Source organism: Lysobacter sp. K5869, assembly GCF_018847975.1.
Lineage (GTDB): Bacteria > Pseudomonadota > Gammaproteobacteria > Xanthomonadales > Xanthomonadaceae > Lysobacter.
The window spans coordinates 2,945,433-2,966,339 of the sequence record NZ_CP072597.1 but is presented as its reverse complement, the minus strand read 5'-3'; the positions used below and the strand labels follow the sequence as shown (position 1 = coordinate 2,966,339).

35 protein-coding genes and 2 tRNA genes are annotated in these 20,907 nt (G+C 68.8%); 23 read left to right on the top strand and 14 right to left on the bottom strand.

The window, feature by feature from the left end; genetic code table 11:
- Position 1 precedes the first annotated feature (1 nt).
- From J5226_RS12820 to J5226_RS12795, 6 genes are all read right to left on the bottom strand, one after another.
- On the bottom strand, positions 2 to 226 hold the full coding sequence (locus J5226_RS12820) for a hypothetical protein (RefSeq protein ID WP_215840244.1): 225 nt from the start codon (positions 224 to 226) through the stop codon (positions 2 to 4).
- Positions 223 to 432, bottom strand: a complete 210-nt coding sequence (locus J5226_RS12815; RefSeq protein WP_215840243.1) for a hypothetical protein — start codon at positions 430 to 432, stop codon at positions 223 to 225. Before J5226_RS12815 ends, J5226_RS12820 begins: the two co-directional genes overlap by 4 nt.
- The gene (locus J5226_RS12810) at positions 429 to 671 is read right to left on the bottom strand and encodes a hypothetical protein (protein WP_215840242.1); all 243 of its coding nucleotides are present in this window, start codon (positions 669 to 671) and stop codon (positions 429 to 431) included. Before J5226_RS12810 ends, J5226_RS12815 begins: the two co-directional genes overlap by 4 nt.
- Positions 671 to 1,048: a hypothetical protein gene (locus tag J5226_RS12805; protein WP_215840241.1), complete on the bottom strand. Its 378-nt coding sequence runs from the start codon at positions 1,046 to 1,048 to the stop codon at positions 671 to 673. Before J5226_RS12805 ends, J5226_RS12810 begins: the two co-directional genes overlap by 1 nt.
- 108 nt (positions 1,049 to 1,156) lie before the next feature.
- A complete protein-coding gene (locus J5226_RS12800) occupies positions 1,157 to 1,309 on the bottom strand; it encodes a hypothetical protein (protein WP_215840240.1) in 153 nt (50 codons plus the stop codon).
- A gap of 49 nt (positions 1,310 to 1,358) precedes the next feature.
- Positions 1,359 to 1,649 carry a YdaS family helix-turn-helix protein gene (locus tag J5226_RS12795; protein ID WP_215840239.1) on the bottom strand — a complete coding sequence of 97 codons (291 nt, stop codon included), beginning with the start codon at positions 1,647 to 1,649 and terminating at the stop codon, positions 1,359 to 1,361.
- 83 nt (positions 1,650 to 1,732) lie between these two features.
- Here J5226_RS12795 and J5226_RS12790 point away from each other — a divergent pair, with 83 nt between their 5' ends.
- The 21 genes from J5226_RS12790 (at position 1,733) to J5226_RS12690 (ending at position 14,297) form a co-directional block, all read left to right on the top strand.
- Positions 1,733 to 2,359 (top strand): helix-turn-helix transcriptional regulator, encoded by a 627-nt coding sequence (locus J5226_RS12790; RefSeq protein ID WP_215840238.1) that lies wholly within the window; start codon positions 1,733 to 1,735, stop codon positions 2,357 to 2,359.
- Entirely contained in the window at positions 2,304 to 2,627 is a 324-nt protein-coding gene (locus tag J5226_RS25415) for a hypothetical protein (protein ID WP_255323074.1), read from the top strand. Before J5226_RS12790 ends, J5226_RS25415 begins: the two co-directional genes overlap by 56 nt.
- A gap of 115 nt (positions 2,628 to 2,742) precedes the next feature.
- A complete protein-coding gene (locus J5226_RS12780; protein WP_215840237.1) occupies positions 2,743 to 2,955 on the top strand; it encodes a hypothetical protein in 213 nt (70 codons plus the stop codon).
- Positions 2,952 to 3,305, top strand: coding sequence for a hypothetical protein (locus J5226_RS12775; protein ID WP_215840236.1), 354 nt, complete (start codon positions 2,952 to 2,954; stop codon positions 3,303 to 3,305). The genes J5226_RS12780 and J5226_RS12775 overlap by 4 nt, the downstream gene beginning before the upstream one ends.
- Positions 3,302 to 3,562, top strand: coding sequence for a hypothetical protein (locus tag J5226_RS12770; RefSeq protein WP_215840235.1), 261 nt, complete (start codon positions 3,302 to 3,304; stop codon positions 3,560 to 3,562). The genes J5226_RS12775 and J5226_RS12770 overlap by 4 nt, the downstream gene beginning before the upstream one ends.
- On the top strand, positions 3,559 to 4,752 hold the full coding sequence (locus tag J5226_RS12765) for a hypothetical protein (RefSeq protein ID WP_215840234.1): 1,194 nt from the start codon (positions 3,559 to 3,561) through the stop codon (positions 4,750 to 4,752). Before J5226_RS12770 ends, J5226_RS12765 begins: the two co-directional genes overlap by 4 nt.
- A 5-nt stretch (positions 4,753 to 4,757) precedes the next feature.
- The gene (locus J5226_RS12760; protein WP_215840233.1) at positions 4,758 to 5,012 is read left to right on the top strand and encodes a hypothetical protein; all 255 of its coding nucleotides are present in this window, start codon (positions 4,758 to 4,760) and stop codon (positions 5,010 to 5,012) included.
- Positions 5,009 to 5,488 (top strand): hypothetical protein, encoded by a 480-nt coding sequence (locus J5226_RS12755; protein WP_215840232.1) that lies wholly within the window; start codon positions 5,009 to 5,011, stop codon positions 5,486 to 5,488. Before J5226_RS12760 ends, J5226_RS12755 begins: the two co-directional genes overlap by 4 nt.
- A gap of 56 nt (positions 5,489 to 5,544) precedes the next feature.
- Complete coding sequence (locus J5226_RS12750) at positions 5,545 to 6,216, top strand: AAA family ATPase (protein WP_215840231.1); 672 nt, start codon at positions 5,545 to 5,547, stop codon at positions 6,214 to 6,216.
- Between the two features lie 2 nt (positions 6,217 to 6,218).
- On the top strand, positions 6,219 to 6,884 hold the full coding sequence (locus J5226_RS12745; protein WP_215840230.1) for a hypothetical protein: 666 nt from the start codon (positions 6,219 to 6,221) through the stop codon (positions 6,882 to 6,884).
- A gap of 7 nt (positions 6,885 to 6,891) precedes the next feature.
- On the top strand, positions 6,892 to 7,572 hold the full coding sequence (locus J5226_RS12740) for a lambda-exonuclease family protein (RefSeq protein WP_215840229.1): 681 nt from the start codon (positions 6,892 to 6,894) through the stop codon (positions 7,570 to 7,572).
- Positions 7,572 to 8,048 carry a recombination protein NinB gene (locus tag J5226_RS12735; RefSeq protein WP_215840228.1) on the top strand — a complete coding sequence of 159 codons (477 nt, stop codon included), beginning with the start codon at positions 7,572 to 7,574 and terminating at the stop codon, positions 8,046 to 8,048. Before J5226_RS12740 ends, J5226_RS12735 begins: the two co-directional genes overlap by 1 nt.
- A 104-nt stretch (positions 8,049 to 8,152) precedes the next feature.
- Entirely contained in the window at positions 8,153 to 8,515 is a 363-nt protein-coding gene (locus J5226_RS12730; protein ID WP_215840227.1) for a hypothetical protein, read from the top strand.
- 89 nt (positions 8,516 to 8,604) lie between these two features.
- Positions 8,605 to 9,510 carry a recombination-associated protein RdgC gene (locus J5226_RS12725; RefSeq protein WP_215840226.1) on the top strand — a complete coding sequence of 302 codons (906 nt, stop codon included), beginning with the start codon at positions 8,605 to 8,607 and terminating at the stop codon, positions 9,508 to 9,510.
- Positions 9,511 to 9,513: 3 nt separating this feature from the next.
- Positions 9,514 to 9,999, top strand: coding sequence for a hypothetical protein (locus J5226_RS12720; protein WP_215840225.1), 486 nt, complete (start codon positions 9,514 to 9,516; stop codon positions 9,997 to 9,999).
- Positions 9,992 to 10,567 carry a hypothetical protein gene (locus J5226_RS12715; protein ID WP_215840224.1) on the top strand — a complete coding sequence of 192 codons (576 nt, stop codon included), beginning with the start codon at positions 9,992 to 9,994 and terminating at the stop codon, positions 10,565 to 10,567. Before J5226_RS12720 ends, J5226_RS12715 begins: the two co-directional genes overlap by 8 nt.
- Positions 10,560 to 10,973 carry a hypothetical protein gene (locus J5226_RS12710; protein ID WP_215840223.1) on the top strand — a complete coding sequence of 138 codons (414 nt, stop codon included), beginning with the start codon at positions 10,560 to 10,562 and terminating at the stop codon, positions 10,971 to 10,973. The genes J5226_RS12715 and J5226_RS12710 overlap by 8 nt, the downstream gene beginning before the upstream one ends.
- Positions 10,966 to 11,202 (top strand): hypothetical protein, encoded by a 237-nt coding sequence (locus J5226_RS12705; protein ID WP_215840222.1) that lies wholly within the window; start codon positions 10,966 to 10,968, stop codon positions 11,200 to 11,202. The genes J5226_RS12710 and J5226_RS12705 overlap by 8 nt, the downstream gene beginning before the upstream one ends.
- A complete protein-coding gene (locus J5226_RS12700; protein WP_215840221.1) occupies positions 11,195 to 12,859 on the top strand; it encodes a DNA cytosine methyltransferase in 1,665 nt (554 codons plus the stop codon). Before J5226_RS12705 ends, J5226_RS12700 begins: the two co-directional genes overlap by 8 nt.
- On the top strand, positions 12,856 to 13,089 hold the full coding sequence (locus tag J5226_RS12695) for a hypothetical protein (protein WP_215840220.1): 234 nt from the start codon (positions 12,856 to 12,858) through the stop codon (positions 13,087 to 13,089). Before J5226_RS12700 ends, J5226_RS12695 begins: the two co-directional genes overlap by 4 nt.
- The gene (locus J5226_RS12690; RefSeq protein WP_255323073.1) at positions 13,089 to 14,297 is read left to right on the top strand and encodes an integrase; all 1,209 of its coding nucleotides are present in this window, start codon (positions 13,089 to 13,091) and stop codon (positions 14,295 to 14,297) included. The genes J5226_RS12695 and J5226_RS12690 overlap by 1 nt, the downstream gene beginning before the upstream one ends.
- Positions 14,298 to 14,365: 68 nt before the next feature.
- On the opposite strand, the gene J5226_RS12685 is transcribed toward J5226_RS12690, so the two are convergent.
- Positions 14,366 to 14,442 (bottom strand) — tRNA-Arg (locus tag J5226_RS12685).
- A 43-nt stretch (positions 14,443 to 14,485) separates the two neighbouring features.
- Positions 14,486 to 14,562: transfer RNA gene (locus tag J5226_RS12680), tRNA-Pro, on the bottom strand.
- A 247-nt stretch (positions 14,563 to 14,809) separates the two neighbouring features.
- Between J5226_RS12680 and J5226_RS12675 the strand changes: the two genes are divergently transcribed.
- Positions 14,810 to 15,571 (top strand): Bax inhibitor-1/YccA family protein, encoded by a 762-nt coding sequence (locus J5226_RS12675; RefSeq protein ID WP_215840413.1) that lies wholly within the window; start codon positions 14,810 to 14,812, stop codon positions 15,569 to 15,571.
- 60 nt (positions 15,572 to 15,631) lie between these two features.
- On the opposite strand, the gene J5226_RS12670 is transcribed toward J5226_RS12675, so the two are convergent.
- Positions 15,632 to 16,096: an Lrp/AsnC family transcriptional regulator gene (locus J5226_RS12670; protein WP_215840412.1), complete on the bottom strand. Its 465-nt coding sequence runs from the start codon at positions 16,094 to 16,096 to the stop codon at positions 15,632 to 15,634.
- 106 nt (positions 16,097 to 16,202) lie between these two features.
- Here J5226_RS12670 and J5226_RS12665 point away from each other — a divergent pair, with 106 nt between their 5' ends.
- Positions 16,203 to 16,820: a LysE family translocator gene (locus J5226_RS12665; RefSeq protein ID WP_215840219.1), complete on the top strand. Its 618-nt coding sequence runs from the start codon at positions 16,203 to 16,205 to the stop codon at positions 16,818 to 16,820.
- A 419-nt stretch (positions 16,821 to 17,239) separates the two neighbouring features.
- On the opposite strand, the gene rsfS is transcribed toward J5226_RS12665, so the two are convergent.
- From rsfS to J5226_RS12640, 5 genes are all read right to left on the bottom strand, one after another.
- Entirely contained in the window at positions 17,240 to 17,677 is a 438-nt protein-coding gene (gene rsfS, locus J5226_RS12660; RefSeq protein WP_215840218.1) for a ribosome silencing factor, read from the bottom strand.
- Positions 17,678 to 17,762: 85 nt separating this feature from the next.
- A complete protein-coding gene (nadD, locus tag J5226_RS12655) occupies positions 17,763 to 18,422 on the bottom strand; it encodes a nicotinate-nucleotide adenylyltransferase (RefSeq protein WP_215840217.1) in 660 nt (219 codons plus the stop codon).
- Positions 18,423 to 18,439: 17 nt separating this feature from the next.
- On the bottom strand, positions 18,440 to 19,486 hold the full coding sequence (gene holA, locus J5226_RS12650; RefSeq protein WP_215840216.1) for a DNA polymerase III subunit delta: 1,047 nt from the start codon (positions 19,484 to 19,486) through the stop codon (positions 18,440 to 18,442).
- A gap of 28 nt (positions 19,487 to 19,514) precedes the next feature.
- Positions 19,515 to 19,979, bottom strand: coding sequence for an LPS assembly lipoprotein LptE (gene lptE / locus J5226_RS12645; protein WP_255323071.1), 465 nt, complete (start codon positions 19,977 to 19,979; stop codon positions 19,515 to 19,517).
- Positions 19,980 to 20,112: 133 nt separating this feature from the next.
- Complete coding sequence (locus J5226_RS12640) at positions 20,113 to 20,784, bottom strand: glutathione S-transferase family protein (protein WP_215840214.1); 672 nt, start codon at positions 20,782 to 20,784, stop codon at positions 20,113 to 20,115.
- Positions 20,785 to 20,907: the final 123 nt, after the last annotated feature.

The following is a 20,907-nucleotide window of genomic DNA, read 5'->3' as shown; positions in this document are numbered from 1 at the left end:
GTCAAGCTCCCACGGCCACGGACCCAGCAACCTCCGGAACTGCACCGTTTTCGTGCGCAATTCCAATGGGGTGACGCTGGGCGTACCGGGTGCGCCGGCGCTTCTCGCGCCGCAGGGCGGCGAGCAGGCGCTGTTCGTTCGGGATGCGCTCGGCCAGCTCGCGCTCGAGCTGGATCAGGTCATCGTCGCGCAGCAAGCGCGCGGTTTCGGGGCGGGGAACGATCACCGGCGCCCCCTCGCCGGCGCCGGCCGGTCGCGCAGGATGCCGCGCTGGATCGCGAGATAGGCGCCGATGCGCTTGCGGCAGGAGCGCGGCGCGCTGCAATCGGCGTGCGCGCAGTCCTCCGGCAACTTGGCAACCTCGTCGGGCCATTGGCCGACCGGCAGGCGCGCGATCTTCAGCGCGCGCCCCATGCAGTGGGAAACGCTCATGCCGGTTGTTCCTGGTTGGGGAACAGGTCCAGGTTCGCCAGCGCCGCCGGCTTGCCCGGGCGGCCCGCCAGGACCAGTTCGTGTTCGCCGCACAGCAGCGGGCCGCCGCGCTTGGCGGGCGGAAATTTGTCGCGCAGGTATTCGCGAGTGCCGATGACCTTGATCGGCGCCTGCTGGTTGCCGGCGGCGTCCAGGGCGGCCGCGATTTGCTCGACGAACTCGGCGATGGTCTTGCGCATCACCGCAGCTCCTTGAACAGGCGCCGCTCGATTTCGCGCTCGTGGCGCTCGCGCTCCAGTTGCTCGCGCAGTTCGCGGTTCTCGCGCTCCACGTCGGATTCGATGCGGCGCAGGCTGCGCGGGTCGTAGCCGCGGCGCAGCAGCCAATAGAACAGCCAGGCTTCGGAGCCGGTCGCGTCCATCATCCGGCCGAGCGCTTCCTCGGACGGCCGCGCGGTGCCTTGCTTCACCTTCGCCAGCGTGGAGGCGTCGATTTCCGCCTCGATGGCGACCGTTTTTTCCTGCAGGCCGCTGGTCGCGATCATGGACGCGATCGCCGCGGCTTCCGACGACCACGCCCACTCATGCTCGGGGATGTCGCGGAGCGGGCGTTTCACCCGCAAATCAAGGCCGTTTGCCATGTGCTTCTACCGAATGGAATAGCGTGGAAGGTCGGTGCGAGGGCGAAATAAAAGGCCCGGCCAGTGGCCGAGCCCAGGCGAAACTCAGGTGCTGCGAGGAATCCCCAACGACGCGAACAGCTCGGCGACGAATTCGGCCGGCTCCGGCGTGCGCTCCAATTCGATCCAGATGCGGCGCGGGCGCGCGCTTGCGGCGATGCCGGTGATGAGCCAACGCACGCCGGGTTCCGCGCTCACCACGCGGAACGCTTCGTGCCCCTCCTGCTCGCGCCCCCGGGCGGCCACGTCACGCCGCCTGTCCCGAATCGGGGATGGGAACGTGGTAACCGGTCACTGCGCCGGCGGTATCCCGGGTCCATACGACCTCGGGCAGAAGCCGCTCGCAGCGCACACCGCTGGCGCGCTCGAGCGCGGGGCAATACTCCTCTGGCAGAGGCCGGCCCAGCTTCCCATTCGGGTCGCGTACCCGCGCGATCCATTGCGCGACAAGGCTCTGGCTCACATCGAGCAGGCGCCCCGTTGCGGCTTGGCCGCCGATCAGGGACACCGCAACTTCCAGGGGATGGGGTTCGCTCATGAGAAAGAAATAGCACAGCTACTTTTTCTAGGCAACAGCTTGGCTGTTTGCGCCCAATGAGCGCCGTCCCCAGCATTGCGGCCATGACCAAGGCCGCCGGCACCCGCAAGATCACTGAAGCCGACCAAGCGGCCGCCGCGCGCCTGAAGGCGATCTGGCTGGCGATACCCCGGGACCGCCGGCCGACGCAGGCCAAGCTCGCCGAAATGTGGACCGGCAACACCGAGGCGAACCAGAGCCTCATCAGCCAGTACATGCGCGGCGCGATCGCGCTGAACTACAAAGCGCTGTTGTTCTTTGCTGACGCGCTCGGTTGCGACCCAACCGATATTCGCTCGGACCTTCCAGAGCAGACTTCACGTCCTGGCTTAGGTCCAGGCCTTAAAGCCTTCCTAGAGTTGGGGTCTCAAACTGGGCGACCAGACTTTCAAAAGATCGCCCACGCGATCACGGTTCTACATGAATATCTGGCTGTCGTCGGCGACCCGCCGGAGTGGGTGACCGACCCTGTTTTGATCGAATTGGCCTATACCATCGTGGCCGAATTCGGCGGCCCGGTGACCAAGGCGAACGTGATCGACCTGACCAAGAGGTTTGGTGAGCGCGTTCGTGCAGGAGGCTTCGGCGGTGAGCAAGGGTCGGTTTCAGGAACTGGTGCAACTGCTGGCACTCCGCACGGCGGAGCTGCGCGCCAGAGACGCCACGGCTGAGCCGCAGCGGCGCGCCGCACCCGCACCTGATCGGCTAGATCCGATCACCCGCGAATCGTATCGCCGCATGATCGTGCATCTGCGCGACCGCTACGGCCTGCGCATCCTGGTCGACCAGGCAACCTTCGGCCGCGCCGGACTCAATAACCTTTCCGACGATGACCTGGTGCAGCTCTACAACGATCTGCACACCGCGCGCGAATGCGTCGATGACGGCCTGAGCCTTGAAGAGGCCGGCTTGATTCGGCGCCATCCCGCCCTCCCCTAGCTGTTTTGCCCCTGTGGATAAGTACCACTCGTCGGGAAAAACAGCTTGGCTGTTGCTTTGAATAAGTAGCAGCGCTACTTTTTCAGCACCAGCCCAGCGGGCACCGGAGCGAACCATGATCCAGAACAGCAATCAGCGGTGGGAAGTTGGCGCGACCGTCCGGGTCGGGTTCCTGACCCTCGTCGTCGCCGCGATCGTTCCGACCCCGGGCGACTACGCCCCCGACGCCTACGCCCTGACCAACCAGGCCGCGACCCGGTTCTATCGCTTCGTTCCGCACAACGGCCTCGTGCGCTGCGCCGATCTGGCCGAGGCGGTGTCGCCGTGAGCGCCCGCGACTTCCACGTCACCACCGATTGGGCCGGCGAGACCGCCGACGCCCGCGCCGCTGCGGTGACCGCCTGCGTCACCGAGCTGATGCAGGACGACGCCGAAGTGCTGAGCGCGCTCGGCAGCCTGGAAAACGAGGATTACGACGCGCTCGACGCGCAGATGGTCGCGTCCTTCCGCTCGGGCGACTGGACCGAATACACCGCGCTGATGCAACGGCTGGTTGCCGCGCGCCTGCGCCGCACCGCCGAACGGCAGGTCGACGCGAAGCGCTACGAGCGCACCGCGCGCGCCGCCGACGCCTTCGCCGACATGTTGCAGCGCCCGCGCGCCGTGGTGTCGCCGTGAGCCGCAACCGCTCCCACGAATCCCGCGCGCGCCAGCGCCGCGGCCTGATCCGCGAAGCCTTCGCCGTGGTCGACGCCATCCCCGAAGCCCGCATGGCCGCGCTCGGCGCGCCTTCCGGTCTCGACGCTGCGGCGGCGCGCGCCGACCTGCAGCGCCTGGCGATCGCTCGCCCGCGCCACGTCCTTACTGCCTTTTCCCGCGAAGTCTGCGCCACGTCGGCGCCCAACCACTCCACTGCGCAAGGAACCGAACGATGAGCAGCAACGACCAAGCCGCCGAAGCGGCCAGCAGCGCCAAGCCCGAGACCGTCACGAGCTACAAGGGCTTCGACAAGGATCTGGCGTGCAGCCCGGACGGCGGCCAGCGCGTGCAGTACGAAGTCGGCAAGACCTACACGCACAGCGGCGTCGTGAAGGCTTGCGAAGGCGGATTCCACGCCTGCGAGTATCCGCTGGATGTGTTCCGCTTCTATCCGCCCGCGGGCAGTCGCTTCGCGCTGGTCGAACAGTCGGGCGAGTTGAGCCGCGAGGCCAACAAGATCGCCAGCGGCGTGATCCGCGTGAAGCTGGAGATTGGTCTGCCTGGGCTTATCAAGGCCGCCATCGACTACACGTTCAAGCGCGCGCTGCCGATCGATCCGGCGTCGCCGGCGAGCGCGACGGGCACCCGGGGCGCGGCGAGCGCGACGGGCACCCGGGGCGCGGCGAGCGCGACGGGCTACCAGGGCGCGGCGAGCGCGACGGGCTACCAGGGCGCGGCGAGCGCGACGGGCGACCAGGGCGCGGCGAGCGCGACGGGCACCCGGGGCGCGGCGAGCGCGACGGGCACCCAGGGCGGCGGCGAGCGCGACGGGCTACCAGGGCGCGGCGAGCGCGACGGGCTACCAGGGCGCGGCGAGCGCGACGGGCACCAGGGCGCGGCGAGCGCGACGGGCACCCGGGGCGCGGCGAGCGCGACGGGCACCCAGGGCGCGGCGAGCGCGACGGGCGACCAGGGCGCGGCGAGCGCGACGGGCTACCAGGGCGCGGCGAGCGCGACGGGCTACCAGGGCGCGGCGAGCGCGACGGGCACCCGGGGCGCGGCGAGCGCGACGGGCACCCGGGGCGCGGCGAGCGCGACGGGCGACCAGGGCGCGGCGAGCGCGACGGGCACCCGGGGCGCGGCGAGCGCGACGGGCACCCAGGGCGCGGCGAGCGCGACGGGCGACCAGGGCGCGGCGAGCGCGACGGGCACCCGGGGCGCGGCGAGCGCGACGGGCTACCAGGGCGCGGCGATGGCCTCTGGGTACGAAGGTCGCGCGTCCGGCGCCGATGGCTGCGCGCTCTTCCTGGTCGAGCGCGATGACGACTACAAGATCGTCGCCGTGTGGGCCGGCATCGCCGGCCACGACGGAATCAAGGCGGACACGTTCTACCTGCTGCGCGACGGCCGGCCGGTGGAGGCCTGACGGCCATGACGGCGCAAATCGAGCCGAACCCTCGCTCCGGCGTTGAGCTGAAAGAGCCGTGGACCTGGCGCGACTGGCTGGCGATGTCCGCCTCTTACCTGCTGCTGGGGTTGGTGCTGTTCGCCCTTTGGTTTCCCGACCCCTTCTCGTTCCGCCTTCTGACCGGCGCTGCCGCCGCGATCCTCGTCGTCGCCTACGGGCTCGACGCCCTCCGCAAGCGCAAGCCGCAACCGACCACCCCGAGGAGCACCGCACCATGAGCAAGAACATCCGCATCACCGTGATCGCCACGCTGGGCGATGACCACTTCGCCGACATGCAGGCGAACGCCGAAGGTCGCATGGCCGCGCTGACCGGCGTGCGCGACATCATCAACAGCATGGCGAAGGAGGCCGGCGGCGACCAGCTCTCGGCGCTCGGCCAGCTCGACGTCGAACAGTTCCGCGACTCGCTGGCCGCCGCGATGCTGCTGCGCTTCGCCTCCGATCACGTCGGCGCCGTGCAGGCCGCGTTCGTCAAGGGCGACTTGCAGCGTCCGCTCGAGCGCAACCAGCCGCCGGCGCGGCTCACCGAGCCCTATTCGCCGACCGTCATCGCCGTGCAGGTCGACGACCACGACATCGACGTGCGCGCCCTGTCCGAGCTGCCCGAAACGCCCGCCGGTGCGATCAAGCGCGCGCAGAACCAGGCCAACGACCGCGCCGCGCTGGTGCCGGCCGCTCAATCCGCCCACTGATCCAGCCCTAGGCATCGAAGCCACCTAAGCAACCGAAGCAATCACCGGAGCACGCAATGAGCACCGTCACCGTCATCATCGGCAAGTCCGGCGCAGGCAAGACCGCCAGCCTGCGCGGGATGGACCCGGCGCAAACCCTGCTCGTGCAGGTCGTCAAAAAGCCGCTGCCGTTCAAGTCCGGTGCCTGGAAGCACTTCCACCCGGAAAACTGCCCGACCGGCAACATTTTCACCACCGATCAGGCGGCGACGATCTTGAAGATCGCGGCGAAGACCAGCCGCAAGGTCATCGTCATCGACGATTTCCAGTACATGCTCGCAAACGAGCTGATGCGCCGCAGCGACGAGCGCGGCTACGACAAGTTCACCGACATCGCGAAGCACGGCTGGGAGGTGTTCACCGTGCTTTCCACCCTCCCCGACGACGTCCGCGTCTACCTGCTGAGCCACAGCCAGGAGGACGAGAACGGCACGACCAAGCTGAAGACCATCGGCAAGATGCTGGACGAAAAAATCGTCCTGGAAGGCTTGGTCTCCATCGTGCTGCGCGCCACCGTCACCGACGGCAAGCACGAGTTCAGCACGCGCAACAGCGGCGCCGACACCGTCAAGGCCCCGATGGGCCTGTTCGACGAAGAGCGCATTCCCAACGACCTGAAGCTGGTGGACGACTGCATCTGCGAGTTCTACGAGATTGCGCCGGCCAGCACCAACCGCGAGGCCGCCTGACCATGTCCCGTAACTTCGAACTCGACACCGGCGCCGCCAAAGAGGCGAGCAATGCCGGCAAGCGCATCACCCAGCCCGGCCCCTACGTCGGCACCTTCCGCGCCGCCTTCTACGAGAAGAACGAGCGCGGCACCGAGTCGGTGAACCTGATCCTGGCCGCCGAGAACGGGCAGGAAACCGGCCTGCTGTCGCTCTACACGCACAACGGCGACGGCGAAGCGCTTCCGTCGTACAAGACGCTGAACGCGATCATGGCGTGTCTGCGCCTGCGCCGCATCGAGACCAAGCCCGGGAAGGTCACGCTCTACGACTTCACCGCCGGCGAAGACGTCGTGCGCGATCGCGACGTGTATCCGGCCCTCATGGGGCCGCGCATCGGTCTCGTGCTGCAGGGCGAGGAGCACATCGCCGGCAACGGGGAAACGAAGGTGCGGATGATCGTCGTCGGCGTCTTCGATCCGGCCAGCCGTCGCATGGCCGACGAAATCCTGTCGCAGGCCTCTGAGGCGAAGTCGCTGGACCGCCTGCTGGCGTGGCTGGATAAGAACCCGATCAAGCCGCTGCGCGGCACGCCGCGCACGTCCAGCGGCAGCTCCAGCACCAGCCGCGGCGGCGGATCGTCGCGCGCCCCCTCCGACGACTTCGCCGACGACGACATCCCGTTCTGAGGTTGACATGTCCGCACCCCTCATTCATCGCGAAATCGAGCAGCACAGCCCGGAGTGGTACGCGATCAAAGCCGGGAAGTGGAGCGCGTCCAGCGCCGCCGTCATCATGGGCGGCCTGGACACCGGCGGACTCGCGTCGCTGATCCAGGACATCGCGTGGGAGCGCGTTTTCGGCCCCACCGGCGGCGGGTTCAAGTCGTCCGCGATGGAGCGCGGCAACGAGCTGGAGCCCGAGGCGCGCGCCTGGTTCTGCCAGGAGCGCGGCGTTCAAATCGAGCAGGTCGGCTTCGTCCTGCACGCTACGCTGCCGAACGTGGGCTGGTCTCCCGACGGGCTCTACGTCGGCGACGCGCGCCGCGCCATCGAGGCGAAGTGCCCGCTGCACAAGGCTTGGATGTCCTGCAAAAAGCAGGGCAAGGTTCCGGCTGAATATCGCTGGCAAACGCGCTGGGCGATGTGGGTCGGGCAGCTCGACGGGCTGGAATTCCTCGCCTACCACCCGCAGGCCGGCGGCCTGCTGATCGACTGCGAAATCACTGAGGACGAGCGCCAGCAGATGGAAGAGCGCGTGGCGCTGCTGGAGCCGAAGGTTCAGCAGTGGATCGAAGTCATCGGCAACAGCCGGAACACGTACCAGCCGCCGCGCGCTGAAGGGTTCGACATCAGCGATCCGGACGTGAGGTTCTGATGATGGCGACCTTCGTCCTGGATCGGCGGCTGCCGGAGTACGAAGCGGTGAAACGCCGCTTCCTGGACGCCCTCGGCTCCGAGCTTCGCGAGGGCGCGCGCAGCGTGACCATCGCGGAGCCGAAGCGCTCCAACGAGCAGAACGCTCGCATGTGGGTGCTTCTCCAGGACTTGGCCGAACAGGTCGGCTACAAGCCGGCGCGCTGGCGCGCTGATCGCCTGATCGAAGACGGCGCCTACGTCTTGCTGTCCGAGTTTCCCCGCGCGCGGCGCCTGACGTCCGCGCAGTTCAAGGACTTGTTCACCGCGGCGCTTTTCCAGCCGCACACCTTCGCCGGCCTGTACGGCGGTGTCGTCGCCTTCGGCGAGCGCACGTCGCAGATGAGCGTGCGGCAACTCACCCAGCTTATGGACCTGATCGACGAGTTCGGCAACGAGCGCGGCGTGATCTGGTCCGCGCCTCCCGCCGGCAGGTAGCCGGCCCATTTCTTCGGCGGCCGCTGGCGCTCCCCAGCGCGGCCCAGCCTCCCCCGCCGCGTTGCCGGCGGCCGCCACCTTCAACCGCAATAGGAGAGAACGCCATGCACGACCAGAACTACACCGCCTCCGAGGCCTACGCCGCTTCCGTCGCCGGCGTCAGCGGCCCCCGCGACCTGGGCGCCATCCAGAAGCGCGCGCAGCTCGGGCCGCCGCGGCCCGTTTCCGCGACCGATTCGCGGCTGGGCGAGTTGCGCGAATCGCAGAACGAGACCTTCAGCCTCGTCACCGAGCTGGAGTCGCGTCTGAGCTTCGTCCTCAGCCCCGAACCGGAAGAGAAGACGGCCTGCGGCGGCGCGTCGCCGGGTGCGCCGTCCGCGATCTGCAACGAAATCGATCAGCGCCTGTCGCTGCAGTTGGCGATCCGCGCGCGCCTGAACTCGATCCTGCATCGCCTGACCGTCTGAGCCGGCGCAGCCGCGCGCCACCGACTGGCCGCCGTAAGCGGCCACCCACTTCGCCGCCGACCGCCGCGGCCCTCATTCGCGAGGCCTCCATGTTTTTCCGCAACGTCACGATGTTCCGTTTCCCGACGTCGCTCGACCTGTCCGCGCTCGACGCCGGCCTGGCCGAGTGCGTCTTGAAGCCGGTCGGCCCGCTCGAGCTGTCGTCGGCCGGCTTCATTTCCCCGTTCGGCCGCGACTGCGAAGCGCTGTCGCAGCGCATCGGCAATGCCATCTGGCTGACGGTCGGCAGCGAGAACCGTCTGCTGCCCGGCGCGGTGGTGAGCGAGGCGCTGGCGAAGCGCCTGGCCGCCATCGAGAAGGAAGAAGGCGCCATTCCGGGCCCGCGCACGCGCCGCCGCCTGAAGGACGAAATCATCGTCGACATGCTGCCGCGCGCGTTCGTGCGACCCGGCCGTATCGACGCCGTGCTCGACTTGGACCTGGGCCTGATCGCGGTCAACACCAGCAGCCGCAAGGCCGCCGAGGGCGTCGTGAGCGAGATTCGCCGCGCGCTGGGGAGCTTTCCAGCGCTGCCGCTCAGCGCCGAATCGGCGGCGCGCTCGATCCTGACCGGCTGGGTCGCCGGCGAAGACCTGCCCGAAGGGCTGGCGATCGGCGACGAGTGCGAACTGTCCGATTCCGCCGACGAGCGCGCCAAGGCCAAGTTCACCCGCCAGGAGGTGGAGAGCGAGGAAATCGGCCGGCACCTGGACACCGGGATGCAGGTTTCGCGCCTGGCGCTGACCCTGGACGACCAAGCCTCGTTCGTCGTCGGCGATGACCTGGTCCTGCGCAAATTCCGCCTGCTCGATGGCGCGGTGGACAAGCTCGAGCACAACGACAGCGACGGCCTGCGCGCCGAGCTGGACGCGCGGTTCGCGCTGTTCTCCGCCGAACTGAAGCGTGTTTTCCAAGCGCTGCACGCCGGCTTCACTTTCGTCACGCCGGAGGCCTGAGCCGTGGACGAGAATCTGCCCGAAACCCTGCACGCGATCATCTACACCAGCCCGAGCGGCGGTTTCGTGATCGGCGATCGCTGCAAGTCGCTGGACTGCGCGATCAACAGCATCGACCCCATCGGCGCCGGTGGCGAAACCGTCTACGGCCGCGCCATCATCGACCGCGTGCCCGGGTCGGCGCTGGCGTACTGGAAGCGACACAAGGAAGCCGCAGCGGAGCCCGCGCCGCGCCAGAGCGTGACCCTCACTGTCGCTCAAATCCTGGAGCTTGCCGAGTTCACCGGCTTGCACTTCGACCGCAGCAAAATGCCGCCGGACGAAGAGCTGGAGTGCGAGTACACGATTTCCGAGGCGCCGCTCGATGGCGTTCCGGACGACGTCGGCGCGCTGCGCCGTTACTCGCATGTCGCGTGGATCACCGAATATCCGGAAGAAGGCTGTTTGCCGCTCGGCCCGGAACTGACCCAGGACGGCCGCCATGCGTGATCTGTTCGCGCGACTCGCGCACACCCTGATCGCGCACGTTACGCGCCGGCCGCCGGACTTCGTTATCGGTCGCGCCGACGATCCCTACTTGCGGCGTTGGTGGCTGCTGCCGTGGCGCCGCTGGTCCGAAGCCGCCGAGCGCGACCCGACCCGGATCAACCGCGCCAAGCGCTGGATCGCGCGACGCCTGCCGAACGCATACCTGCACCACTTCATGCGCAACGACGACGACCGCGCCCTGCACGATCACCCGTGGGCTTGGTGCTCGATCTTGCTTAAGGGCAGCTACACCGAGCACACCATCGCAGCCGGCGGTATCCATCGCCGCCGCTACCGCGAGGCGCCGAGCATGAAGTTCAGCCTGCCGAGCCGCGCGCATCGCGTGGAACTGATGCCGGCCGCCGCCGGGCTCGCACCTTGCTGGACGCTGTTCCTGATGGGTCCGGTCGTGCGCGAGTGGGGTTTCCATTGCCCCGAGCGTGGTTGGGTGCATTGGCGCGACTTCACCGATCCGGACGATGCGGGCCTGATCGGTCCTGGCTGCGGGGAGGGCAACGGCCGTGGGTGATATCGCCGACATGATGCTGGACGGGACGCTGTGCGAAGGCTGCGGCGTCTACATGGGCGACGGTGGCGCACGGGGCTTCCCGCGGCGCTGCCGCGACTGCCGCCGCGACGACTACCGGCCGGCGCCGCCGAAGGTGGCGAAGGTGCCCTGCCCGACCTGCGGCAAGCTGGTGAAGGCCGCCGGCCTGGCCGACCACGCACGCGACGTTCATGGCGCTGCGCCGCCCGCGCCTGGCGCGCTTCCGCCGCTGCCGGAGCCCTTCGGCCATCTGGAGCGGCACGGCATGTGGAACGGGATGCCGCGAACCGGCTCCGATCCGGTGTTCGACGCCGAACAGATGGCCGAGTACGCGCGCGCAGCGATCGCCGCGGAGCGACTCACTGCGGAGGGCCGTAAGCATGGCTGATCTGGACCGCTTCGCCGCCGTCACCGTCAACGCCTTCGCGCGCGACGGCTCCGACGCGATGGCGCACACGACGGCGCTGCTGGAGCTGATCGCCGAGGCCGACGTGCCCGGCGAGCTTGAGCTGGGTTTCGACCTGGCGAATCCGGCGCGCCGCGTCTACGTGCGCGTCCGCGCCGATGACCTGCAGCGCCTGCTCAACGTTGCGCGGGAGGGTGTCGCCAATGGCTGACGGCTCCCAGCACGAGTTCAATTTCCCGCGGCACAGCGCGCCGCCCAAGCTGCCGGCAGGCGAACTTGTTGTCGATCTGTTCGCCGGCGGCGGCGGGGCCAGCTACGCCCTTGAGGCCGAGCTGGGCCGGGCAGTCGACATCGCCATCAATCACAACGAAATCGCGATCGGGATGCACGCCGCGAACCACCCTCTCACGAGGCATTTGTGCGAGGACGTTTTCAAGGCTGACCCCTGCGCAGAAACCGGCGGCCGCCGAATTGGCTGGCTGCACGCGTCGCCGGACTGCACGCATTTCAGCCAAGCGAAAGGAGGTCAGCCGCGCAGCAGGGAAATTCGCGCGCTGGCGTGGGTGATCCTGAAGTGGGTAGGAAAGACCAGGAAGCGCGGCGCGCCGCCGCGGATCGTCAGCTTGGAGAATGTCGAGCAGATGCTGAAATGGGGGCCGCTTGTCGCAAAGCGCGACAAGACCACCGGCCGAGTCGTCAAGCTCGATGGAAGTATAGCCGCGCCTGGCGAGCGCACGCCGCTACGCGAGCAGTTCCTGGTCCCAGACAAGCGGCACGAGGGCCGCACCTGGCGCCAGTTCGTCGCCGCGATGGCTAAGCAAGGCGTTCCCCTCGAGTACCGAAAGCTCGTCGCGCGGCATTGGGGTGCCGGCACCACCCGCAAGCGCCTTTTCGGCATTGGTAGAAGCGACGGCGTTCCGGTCCGTTGGCCGGAGCCGACGCACGGGCCGGACTGTTCGCTGCCGTTCGTCACCGCGGCGGATTGCATCGACTGGTCGAAGGAAGGCCGTTCGATTTTCAACCGGGCTCGCCCGCTAGTGCGCAACACCATAATGCGCGTCCTAGACGGCGCGCGGCGCGGTCATTGGCCGCAGCCATACATCGACGCGCTAGAAGCGTTGCGGGACGGTCAAGAGCCGCGGCTTCTACTGACCCCCGAGGAGGTAGAGGCTTTTGGCATCACCCACATGGACAGCCTGATCATGGCTGTCGGCGGTGGCGGAGTGCCGCGTTCGGTTGCCGAAGGCGTCCCCACCATCACCGAGGGCGGCCAGGGAGGCGCAAGGCCTCAACTGATCCGACCGGCGATGATGGCTGTACTGCTCGGCACTCAGAGCACAAGCGCCGCGAAGCCCGTTAGCGATGGAATGCCGACGATCACCACCGGCGGCGCTACGAACGCGAAGCATCCGGGCTGCGCGCGACCCCAACTGTTCGAACCAGTCATCGCGCCCTATTACGGGAGCGGGAGCGGTCGAACGGGAAAACCCGCCTCGGAATCGCTCCCAGCGGTCACGACGAAGACTCGCTTCAGCGTCGCCGAACCTGTGATCGTGTCGACCTGCAACGCGAGCCGAATCGGTCGCGCACGCCTCGCCAGCGATTCCGTCGGAACGATCACAACCGCGAGGGGCGGTGATTTCGCTTGCGCGGTCCCGGTGCTGCGAGCCTTTCGAATCGACATCCTCTATCGGATGCTCGATGCGCCGGAGCTGTTCGCCGCGCAAGGCTTCCCGCCTGAATACATCATCGACCGAACCGCGGACGGTCGGCGCCTCAAGGTGCATGAGTCCGTCGCGATGGTCGGCAACAGCGTGAGCCCGCCCCCGCTTCGCGCGATCGTGAGGGCAAATTTGGAGGTGCGATGATCGGCGACGTTTACCAGTTCGCGGACCTGCAGAGCATGTGCAAGCCAAAGCCCGACGCGCCGCCGCCGAAGCTCGCCACCGTCGAGCGCTGGCTGCGCGCGCAGGGTGTGCCCTTCTGCTACGACGGCCAGGGCGGCGTCTGGACCACCCTGGAAGCGCTGAACGCCGCGCTCGGCCTGGCCGGCGGCAACAAGGCGCGCGACACCTACGATCCGAACGAGTTGGGCTGATGCCACGAGGACGGCCAAGAACGCGCGCGGCGAACCTGCCGCGCCACATCGATCACCTGAAGGTGCCGAAGGGCATCTATTGGGACGCCAGCGGCGCGGGCCGCTGGTACGTGCTGGAGCCGGCGCCGGAGAAGCGCACAGGCAAGCGCGCGCGGCCGGTGGCCGGCCCCGAGGCGAAGCTGTCGGACCTGCACGCGATCGCCGAGGCGCGCGCGGGCAAAGCCATGCAGGGCTCCATCGCTTTCGTTATGGACCGGTTCCACGACAGCTACGAGTTCAAGCAGTTGAGCCCGAAAACGCGCGAGCACTACGGCGATTATTTGAAGGCGATCAAGGTCTACCGCGTCAAGAACGGCGCGCAGCTCGGTGACCTGCTGATCGACAAGCTGACGCCCGGCGGCGTGCGCAAGGTCATTCACGCGATCGCGCTCGGCCGGCCGGCGGAGAAGCCCGGCGAGGAAGCGGTGCCAGGCTACCCGACGAAGGCGAACCACTGGCTGCGCTACCTGCGCCGCGTTGCGGGCTGGGGCTACGAGAACGACGAGTGCAAGACCAACCCGTTCAAGGGCGTCAGCGAGGTGCAGGAGCGCGCGAACAATCGGATGCCCGACTTGCTGCTGTTCCGCGCCGTGCAGGACTTCGTTCGCGCGCGCGGGCAGCTCGGCGGCCGCAAGAAAGGCGCCCTTCCGCCCTACACCTGGGCCGCGATGGAACTGGCCTATCAGGCCCGGCTCCGCGGCATTGAGGTGCTGACGATGAACGACGCGCACGTGGAGGCCGAGCGGCTGCGCACGAACCGGCGCAAGGGCAGCCGGGACAACCTGACCCGGATCGGCGAACGCATGGCCGAGGCGCTGGAGGTGCTGCTGGCGCGGCGCGCGGCGATATGGGCGAAAAAGCGGATGCCGACGCCGCTGCGGCCGGAGGATCGGACGATCCTGGTCAGCGAGCGCGGCACGCCGCTGACGAGCTCGGGCTGGCATTCGATGTGGCAGCGCCTGATGCGCGAGGCGATCAAGGCCGGCGTGCTGAAGCCGGAGCAGCGGTTCGCGCTGCACGGCCTCAAGCACCGCGGCATCACCGATTCGAAGGGCGACAAGCGCGCGGAATCGGGCCTGACCGAGGCGATGGTTCGGCACTACGACCACGATGTGCCCGAGGTCGAACCGGCCGCAGACCCCGCCGTGAAACATCAGGCAGAGAGCTAATTTTCAGGGGGATTTTCAGGAGAGGTCAGGTTATCCACAGCGCGAACGCGCTAACCTACTGATAGATATGGCGCGCCCGGCAGGAATCGAACCTGCAACCACCGGCTTAGAAGGCCGGTGCTCTATCCGGTTGAGCTACGGGCGCCAGGTAAAGCGAATCTTAACTGACGGCCGGCCTGATCGATGGATGGTCGGGGCAGAGGGATTCGAACCCACGACATCCAGCTCCCAAAGCTGGCGCTCTACCAGGCTGAGCTATACCCCGGAACCGGGACTTCCGTAGCGCGCCAACGCCGCGAAAGGCCGCATAGTTTCGTCGCCGATTCCTGAACTGTCAATCCTGTCGCGCAATCGGTCCAGTCCGCCCGTCCGCGGCGGGCGGCGCGAACATTTGGAAACATCCTGCCGAGGCCGGCCGCCGCGGGCCGCGTGTATGCTTCGGGCCAGTTGGAATTCATTCTCAAGTCGCGGGCGCCGCCCGCGGCCGGCTACGAAAAGGAGCTACACCGATGATGCGCAGCGGCAATCCCGCCCTCAAGGAATCCACCTTCCTCGACCTCGGCAGCGGCGCGGTCGTCCGCGGCGGCGATCAGGCGATGAGCCTGAACGGAACGGTCAACAAGACCGGCTTCCTGCTGTTGCTGACCGTGCTCACCGCCGCCTTCGCCTGGAACCAGATCGAGATCGGCCCGCGCGGACAGGTCTCCGGCGCCGGCCTGTATCTGTGGGGCGGCCTGATCGGCGGCTTCGTGCTGAGCATGGTCACCATCTTCAAGAAGGAGTGGTCGCCGATCAGCGCGCCGCTGTACGCGCTGCTGGAAGGCTTCTTCCTCGGCGCGATCTCCTCGATCTTCGAAGCGCGCTTCCCGGGCATCGTGATCCAGGCGGTGATGCTGACCTTCGGCACCTTGTTCGCGCTGCTGGCGGCGTACCGCACCGGCCTGATCAAGGCCACCGAGAACTTCAAGCTCGGCGTAGTCGCGGCCACCGGCGGCATCGGCCTGGTGTATCTGGCGTCGATCGTGCTGCGCATGTTCAACATCGAAATCCCCTACATCCACCAGTCCGGCATCATCGGCATCGGCTTCAGCCTGTTCGTGGTGGTGATCGCCGCGCTGAACCTGGTGCTGGATTTCGACTTCATCGAAACCGGCGTCGAGCAAGGCGCGCCGAAGTACATGGAGTGGTACGGCGCGTTCGGCCTGATGGTCACCCTGGTGTGGCTGTACATCGAGTTCCTGCGCCTGCTGTCGAAGCTGCAGTCGCGCAACTGATCCACCCGCGCGATTCCGCGAGAGGGCGCCTTCGGGCGCCCTTTTCGTTTGCGCCGCGGCTTACAGCGGCAACTCGTAGCTGCGCTTGACCACTTGGCTCGGCAGATCGGTCTTGACGTTGGAAATGCCGTTGGCGCGGGTCAAGTGCGTGGTCTGGAAGCGGCGGTAATCGTCGAGGTCGGCGACCACCACGCGCAGCATCGCGTCGCATTCGCCGAGCACGATGTAGCACTCCATCACTTGCTCCAGGCGCTGCATCGCGGCGACGAAGCGGTCGATGGTTTCGGCGTCCTGGGTCAGCAGCCAGACCCGGGTGAACAGCGTCATGCGCAGGCCCAGGCGGGCCGGATCGAGCACGGCGATGTAGCGCTCGATCACGCCCGCCTCTTCCAGCAGCCGGACCCGGCGCAGGCAGGGCGACGGCGACAGGCCGACCTGCTCGGCCAGTTCGGCGTTCTGGATGCGGCCGTTGCGCTGCAGGGCGCGCAGGATGCGGCGGTCGGTTTCGTCGAGTCTCATTGGAATCCTGGTTGCGCTTATCGGTGCCGGAGCGGCATTTCCTGCCAATAATTCCGACAAACGCGGCATCGGCGCAACCCTCTGCCGGCCGATTCGGCCGACCATGGCGTCCATGGACCCGCATACCGCCCTGCTCTTCTGCGCCACCGTGCTCCCGCTGATCTGCACGCCGGGGCCGGACATGCTGTTCGTCGCCTCGCAAAGCCTCGGCGGCGGCGCCGCGGCCGGGCTGCGCGCCACCGCTGGGGTGTGCGCCGGGTACGTGCTGCATTCGCTGCTGGCCGCGCTGGGGCTGGCGGCGTTGGTGGCGGCCTCGCCGGTGTTGTTCCAGGCGTTGCGCTGGATCGGAGTGGTTTATCTGGCGTGGTTGGCGTTGAAGCTGTTGCGCGCGGCGTGGCGGCCCGGCGGGTTGGAGGTGCGCGCGGCGGGCGGGCGCGGCGATGCGTTCCGGCGAGGGTTTCTGACCGCCGCGCTGAATCCCAAGGGGATGATGATTTATCTCGCGATCCTGCCGCAGTTCATGCGCCCCGGGGCGCCGGCGGCGATGCAGGCGGTCGCGTTGTCGGGGCTGTTCGTCGCGGGTTGCGCGGTGGTGTATGCGGGGTTGAGCGTGGTGCTCGGACGCAGCGCGCGTGGCGGCGGTGGGTTCGGCGAGCGCAAGCGGCGGTGGATCGATGGTTTCGCCGGCGGGTTGGTGGCGATAGCGGCGGGGAAGCTGGCGTTGAGTTGAGCGGTGTGGGGGTTGCGTCGGTTCGGTCGGAGCGTCGTGCGCGGTCGGCGCGCGGATCAGGTTGCGTCGTAAGCGAGGTGTCGCGGTCGCGGCTTGCGCCGCTCCTACAGTCGGAATCGTGGCGCCGCGCAGGACTGGAATTTGGCGGTGGGTGAGGACGCCGGGTGGTGCGGGTTTCGTCGTTGGCGAGGTGTCGCGGTCGCGGCTTGCGCCGCTCCTACAGTCGGAATCTTGGCGGCGCGCGGGCCTGGAATTCGACGGTGGGTGAGGACGCCGGGATGCGGGTTTCGTCGTTGGCGAGGTGTCGCGGTCGCGGCTTACGCCGCTCCTACGGTCGGAATCGTGGCGGCGCGGGTGTTTGGGCGGAAACGAAAAACGGCGCCGTTGGGCGCCGTTTTCGTTTCGCGGGGGCGAAGGCGTCAGTAGCGTTCGTCTTCGTCGGATTCGCCGCGGCGGCCTTCGACGCCTTCCGGCGGCGGCGGTTGGTCGCCGACCGTCCACAGGCGCTCGAGCGCGTAGAACTCGCGCACGCGCGGCAGCATGACGTGGACGACGACGTCGCCGAGATCGACCAGCACCCACTCGGCTTCGCGCTCGCCCTCCACGCCCAGCGGCATGACGTCGAGGTTCTTGGCGAATTTGACGACTTCGTCGGCGATCGACTTGACGTGCCGGGTCGAGGTGCCGGAGGCGACCACCATGTAGTCGGTGACGCTGCTCTTGCCGCGCACGTCGATTTCGACGACATCCTTGGCCTTGAGCTCTTCGACCGCTGCGTGGACCGTCTTGAGCAGCAGTTCGGTCGGCGGCGGCGGGTTCGGCAACTGGGTCTTGATGACTTGGGCTTGGCTGGTCAAGAGGATGCGGCTCGTGATTCGGAAGATATGCGCCGATTATACCCAAGGCCTTCGCGGCGGCGCTGCGGACCGCGCGGCGCGGCGTTCAGGCGGTCGTCGCGCCGCGGTCGGCGACGACGCCGTACAGCCCGCTGCGGCGGATGTAGGCGGCCACCGGCGGCGGCACGAACTCGTCCCAGGGCCGCCCATCGGCGATGAGCTGGCGGACCTGACTGGCCGATTCGGCGTGCAGCGGCTGTTTGAGGCGGTAGACCCGGCCGGCCGGGGCGCCGCGCAATGCTTCGGGGTCCGCGGTCTCGCGTCCCGGTGCGATGGCTTCGATGCGGGCCGCGTCCAGCGGGCTGCCGGGCCGCTCGGCGACGACGAAATGGGCCAGCCCGAACAAGGCCTGCCATTCGCGCCACTGGGGCAGGTCGAGGAAGCTGTCGGCGCCGACCAGCAGCGCCAGCGGGCGCTGCGCGCCGAATTCGGCGCGCGCCTCGCGCAGGGTCTCGACCGTGTAGGAACGGCCCTCGCGGCGCAGTTCGCGCCGGTCCACCAGCAACCCGGTTTCGTCCGCCACGGCCAGATCGAGCATGTGCGCGCGCTGCGCCGCGTCGGCGCCGGGCGCGGCGCGGTGCGGCGGGTCGGCGGCCGGCATCAGCCGCACTTGCGCGGCCAGCGCGTCGCGCGCGGCGCGGGCGACGGCGAGGTGGCCGTCGTGGATCGGATCGAAGGTGCCGCCGTAGAAAACGAGCAGGCTCATGCGCGCAGGCCCGCCGCTCAGACCGCGCCGACGGCCAGCAGGCGCAGCGCGCGCGGTTCAGCGACCGCCAGCAGCAGCCGTTCCAGCGCCACCCAGGCGTCGCCGGCTTCGCGGCCCTTGGCCATGCGGTCCACGCGTCCGGCCTGGGCCAGCAACGCTTCCCAGCGGCGCGCGTCGTGGCGCTGCAGCGCGCGGCGGTACATCGGCTGCTTGGAATCCCAGATGCGCTGGGCCTTGAATTCGGAGGTCAGATTGCCGCCGCGCGCCGACACCCGCGCCAGCGCGGCGGTGCGCTGCAGTTCCATCACCACCATGCCCAGCAGCGCCGGCACGGCTTCGCCCTCGGCGCGCAGGCCGGCGAGCATGCGCGAGACGTTCGCGCCCTGCCCGTTCATCGCCGCGTCGAGCACGCGGAACACGTCGAAGCGCGCGGCGTCGGCGACCAAGGCCTGCATGCGCTCGACCGTGAGCGTCTCGCCGTCGGACAGCAGCGCGAGCTTGTCGACTTCCTGCGCGGCCGCGAGCAGATTGCCCTCGACCCGGTCGGCCAGGCTCTGCACCGCGTCGCGGTCGGCGCGCAGGCCGCGCTGGCGCAGGCGGCGCTCGATCCATTCGGGCAGTTCGTGCGGCTTGATCGCCCAGGCCACGGCGATGTGGCCGATGCGGCCGATGGCTTCGCTCCACTTGCCGCCGTGCTGCTTGCTCCATTCGCCGCAGGAGATCAGCAAGGACGCGTCTTGCGGCGGGTCGGCGCAGAAATCGGCGATGACCTCGGCGCCTTCCTTGCCCGGCTTGCCGCTGGGCAGGCGCAGTTCCAGCAAGCGCCGGCTGGCGAACAGGCTGGGCGCGCGGAAACTCGCCGACAGCGCGTTCCAGTCGGGTTCGCGCTGGTTGCCTTCGGCTTCGAACACTTCGCGCTCGCCGATGCCCTGGGCGCGCGCGGCGGCGCGCACGGCGTCGGCGGCTTCGAGCACGCGCAGCGGCTCGGGGCCGGCGATCAGATAGGCCGGGCGCAGCGGTTCCTGGTCGAGCTGGGCGACGAGGCGCTCGGGGGTCAGTTCCATGAGGCGACGGGCCGGCCGGCGATGCGGCTCAGCGCCGTTCGCTGACCGCGCCGATCCGGCGTAGCACCGCCGAACTCATTTCGCGGCGCATTTCGCGCATCAGGATTTCGCGCTCGCCCTCGGTGCCGATGGCGTTGGTCGGGCTGGACACGTAGTCGCGCGACAGTTCGATGCTCTGGCGCGGCACCAGCGGCTTGCCGTCGGCCTTGCGCAGCTCGAACACCACGGCGTAGCGCAGGCTGTATTCCTGCACGCGGCCGAGTTCGTCGAGCGCGGCCGGGGTGTCGCCCCAGCGTTCGGACATCAGGTCGAGCACCGCCACTTCCGCCGAGCCCTCCTGGGCCGGCACGGCGCCGGCGCGGGTCAGCGCCTGGGCCAGCGATTCGGCCAGCGGGCTGTAGCGGTCGACCGAGACCACGCGCACGGGGCCGAGGTCCGGCGGCAGGGTCAGCGCTTGGCGCAATTGGAAGCCGCAGGCCGACAGGGCCAGCACGAGAGCCGCAAGCGACGTGCGGGCGAAAAGGGAGCGAGGCGTCATGGGGCGAAGTCTGGACGAGGCGGCCGTGGGCATCAATAGCGAAGGCTGAACCGTGCGACGCGGTGCGCGCGCCGCGCGCGGCCGCGGCTCAGTAACGGATTTCGTGGCCGGCGAACAGGTCCTGCGCGCTGGCGCCGCCCGGCAGCGCCAGGACCCGGTCGTACCACTGCTTGAGCGCGGGCCAGCGCTGCGCCCACTCGGCGTGGGCGACGCCGGCCGGTTCGGCCCAGGGCTCGACGGTGAAGCACAGATAGCCCATGCAGGCCACGTCCGCGATGGTCGGCGCGGCGCCGGCCAGCCACGGGGTCTGCGCGAGCTGCGCCTGCAAGCGCTCGAGATCGGCGCGGCTGCGGCGGTCGTACCACGCCAGCAAGGCCGGGCCGTAATCGCCGAACTGGCGGCCGTAGCGCGAATGGGCGAGGTTGAGGCTGACCCGGTTGGCTTCCCACGACAGCCACTCGCGCACGTGCAGGCGCTGTTCGAGATCGGCGCCGTCGAGGCGGCGCGGGCCGCCGTGCGCGTCCTGGCGCGCGGCGAGGTAATCCAGGATCACGTTGGACTGGCACAGGGTCAGCCCGTCGATGCGCAGCACCGGCACTTCGCCGTGCGCGGCGATGGCGCGGAATTCCTGCGAGCGTTGGTCGCGCGGGAGGCGGATATCGACCTGGCGCTGCTCGAATTCGACATCGAGCAGGCGCAGCGCCAGCGCGACCTTGTAGCTGAAGCCCGAATCGGGGTGGCAGTAAAGGATCGCGGTCATGGGGCGGGGGCCGAGAAGCGGGAGTGAGCCGCGGGGTCAAGAAGCGGGAATGGGGAACCGGGATAGACGCGCGACAACGCCCTGCCCGGCTTCGCCGGCGCGCGGCTCGACCGGCGCCGGGTT

What these genes read in the sequence shown, in the direction of transcription:
- J5226_RS12665 (WP_215840219.1), top strand. Translation starts at nt 16,203, where the DNA reads ATGGACCCGCATACCGCCCTGCTCTTCTGCGCCACCGTGCTCCCGCTG.
- J5226_RS12745 (WP_215840230.1), top strand. Translation starts at nt 6,219, where the DNA reads ATGTCCCGTAACTTCGAACTCGACACCGGCGCCGCCAAAGAGGCGAGC.
- J5226_RS12700 (WP_215840221.1), top strand. Translation starts at nt 11,195, where the DNA reads ATGGCTGACGGCTCCCAGCACGAGTTCAATTTCCCGCGGCACAGCGCG.
- J5226_RS12675 (WP_215840413.1), top strand. Translation starts at nt 14,810, where the DNA reads ATGCGCAGCGGCAATCCCGCCCTCAAGGAATCCACCTTCCTCGACCTC.
- J5226_RS12750 (WP_215840231.1), top strand. Translation starts at nt 5,545, where the DNA reads ATGAGCACCGTCACCGTCATCATCGGCAAGTCCGGCGCAGGCAAGACC.
- J5226_RS12760 (WP_215840233.1), top strand. Translation starts at nt 4,758, where the DNA reads ATGACGGCGCAAATCGAGCCGAACCCTCGCTCCGGCGTTGAGCTGAAA.
- J5226_RS12740 (WP_215840229.1), top strand. Translation starts at nt 6,892, where the DNA reads ATGTCCGCACCCCTCATTCATCGCGAAATCGAGCAGCACAGCCCGGAG.
- J5226_RS12795 (WP_215840239.1), bottom strand. Translation starts at nt 1,649, where the DNA reads ATGAGCGAACCCCATCCCCTGGAAGTTGCGGTGTCCCTGATCGGCGGC.
- J5226_RS12640 (WP_215840214.1), bottom strand. Translation starts at nt 20,784, where the DNA reads ATGACCGCGATCCTTTACTGCCACCCCGATTCGGGCTTCAGCTACAAG.
- J5226_RS12730 (WP_215840227.1), top strand. Translation starts at nt 8,153, where the DNA reads ATGCACGACCAGAACTACACCGCCTCCGAGGCCTACGCCGCTTCCGTC.
- J5226_RS12780 (WP_215840237.1), top strand. Translation starts at nt 2,743, where the DNA reads ATGATCCAGAACAGCAATCAGCGGTGGGAAGTTGGCGCGACCGTCCGG.
- J5226_RS12810 (WP_215840242.1), bottom strand. Translation starts at nt 671, where the DNA reads ATGCGCAAGACCATCGCCGAGTTCGTCGAGCAAATCGCGGCCGCCCTG.
- holA (WP_215840216.1), bottom strand. Translation starts at nt 19,486, where the DNA reads ATGGAACTGACCCCCGAGCGCCTCGTCGCCCAGCTCGACCAGGAACCG.
- J5226_RS12765 (WP_215840234.1), top strand. Translation starts at nt 3,559, where the DNA reads ATGAGCAGCAACGACCAAGCCGCCGAAGCGGCCAGCAGCGCCAAGCCC.
- J5226_RS12790 (WP_215840238.1), top strand. Translation starts at nt 1,733, where the DNA reads ATGACCAAGGCCGCCGGCACCCGCAAGATCACTGAAGCCGACCAAGCG.
- J5226_RS12815 (WP_215840243.1), bottom strand. Translation starts at nt 432, where the DNA reads ATGAGCGTTTCCCACTGCATGGGGCGCGCGCTGAAGATCGCGCGCCTG.
- J5226_RS12690 (WP_255323073.1), top strand. Translation starts at nt 13,089, where the DNA reads ATGCCACGAGGACGGCCAAGAACGCGCGCGGCGAACCTGCCGCGCCAC.
- J5226_RS12755 (WP_215840232.1), top strand. Translation starts at nt 5,009, where the DNA reads ATGAGCAAGAACATCCGCATCACCGTGATCGCCACGCTGGGCGATGAC.
- J5226_RS12695 (WP_215840220.1), top strand. Translation starts at nt 12,856, where the DNA reads ATGATCGGCGACGTTTACCAGTTCGCGGACCTGCAGAGCATGTGCAAG.
- J5226_RS12725 (WP_215840226.1), top strand. Translation starts at nt 8,605, where the DNA reads ATGTTTTTCCGCAACGTCACGATGTTCCGTTTCCCGACGTCGCTCGAC.
- J5226_RS12715 (WP_215840224.1), top strand. Translation starts at nt 9,992, where the DNA reads ATGCGTGATCTGTTCGCGCGACTCGCGCACACCCTGATCGCGCACGTT.
- J5226_RS12735 (WP_215840228.1), top strand. Translation starts at nt 7,572, where the DNA reads ATGATGGCGACCTTCGTCCTGGATCGGCGGCTGCCGGAGTACGAAGCG.
- J5226_RS12705 (WP_215840222.1), top strand. Translation starts at nt 10,966, where the DNA reads ATGGCTGATCTGGACCGCTTCGCCGCCGTCACCGTCAACGCCTTCGCG.
- nadD (WP_215840217.1), bottom strand. Translation starts at nt 18,422, where the DNA reads ATGAGCCTGCTCGTTTTCTACGGCGGCACCTTCGATCCGATCCACGAC.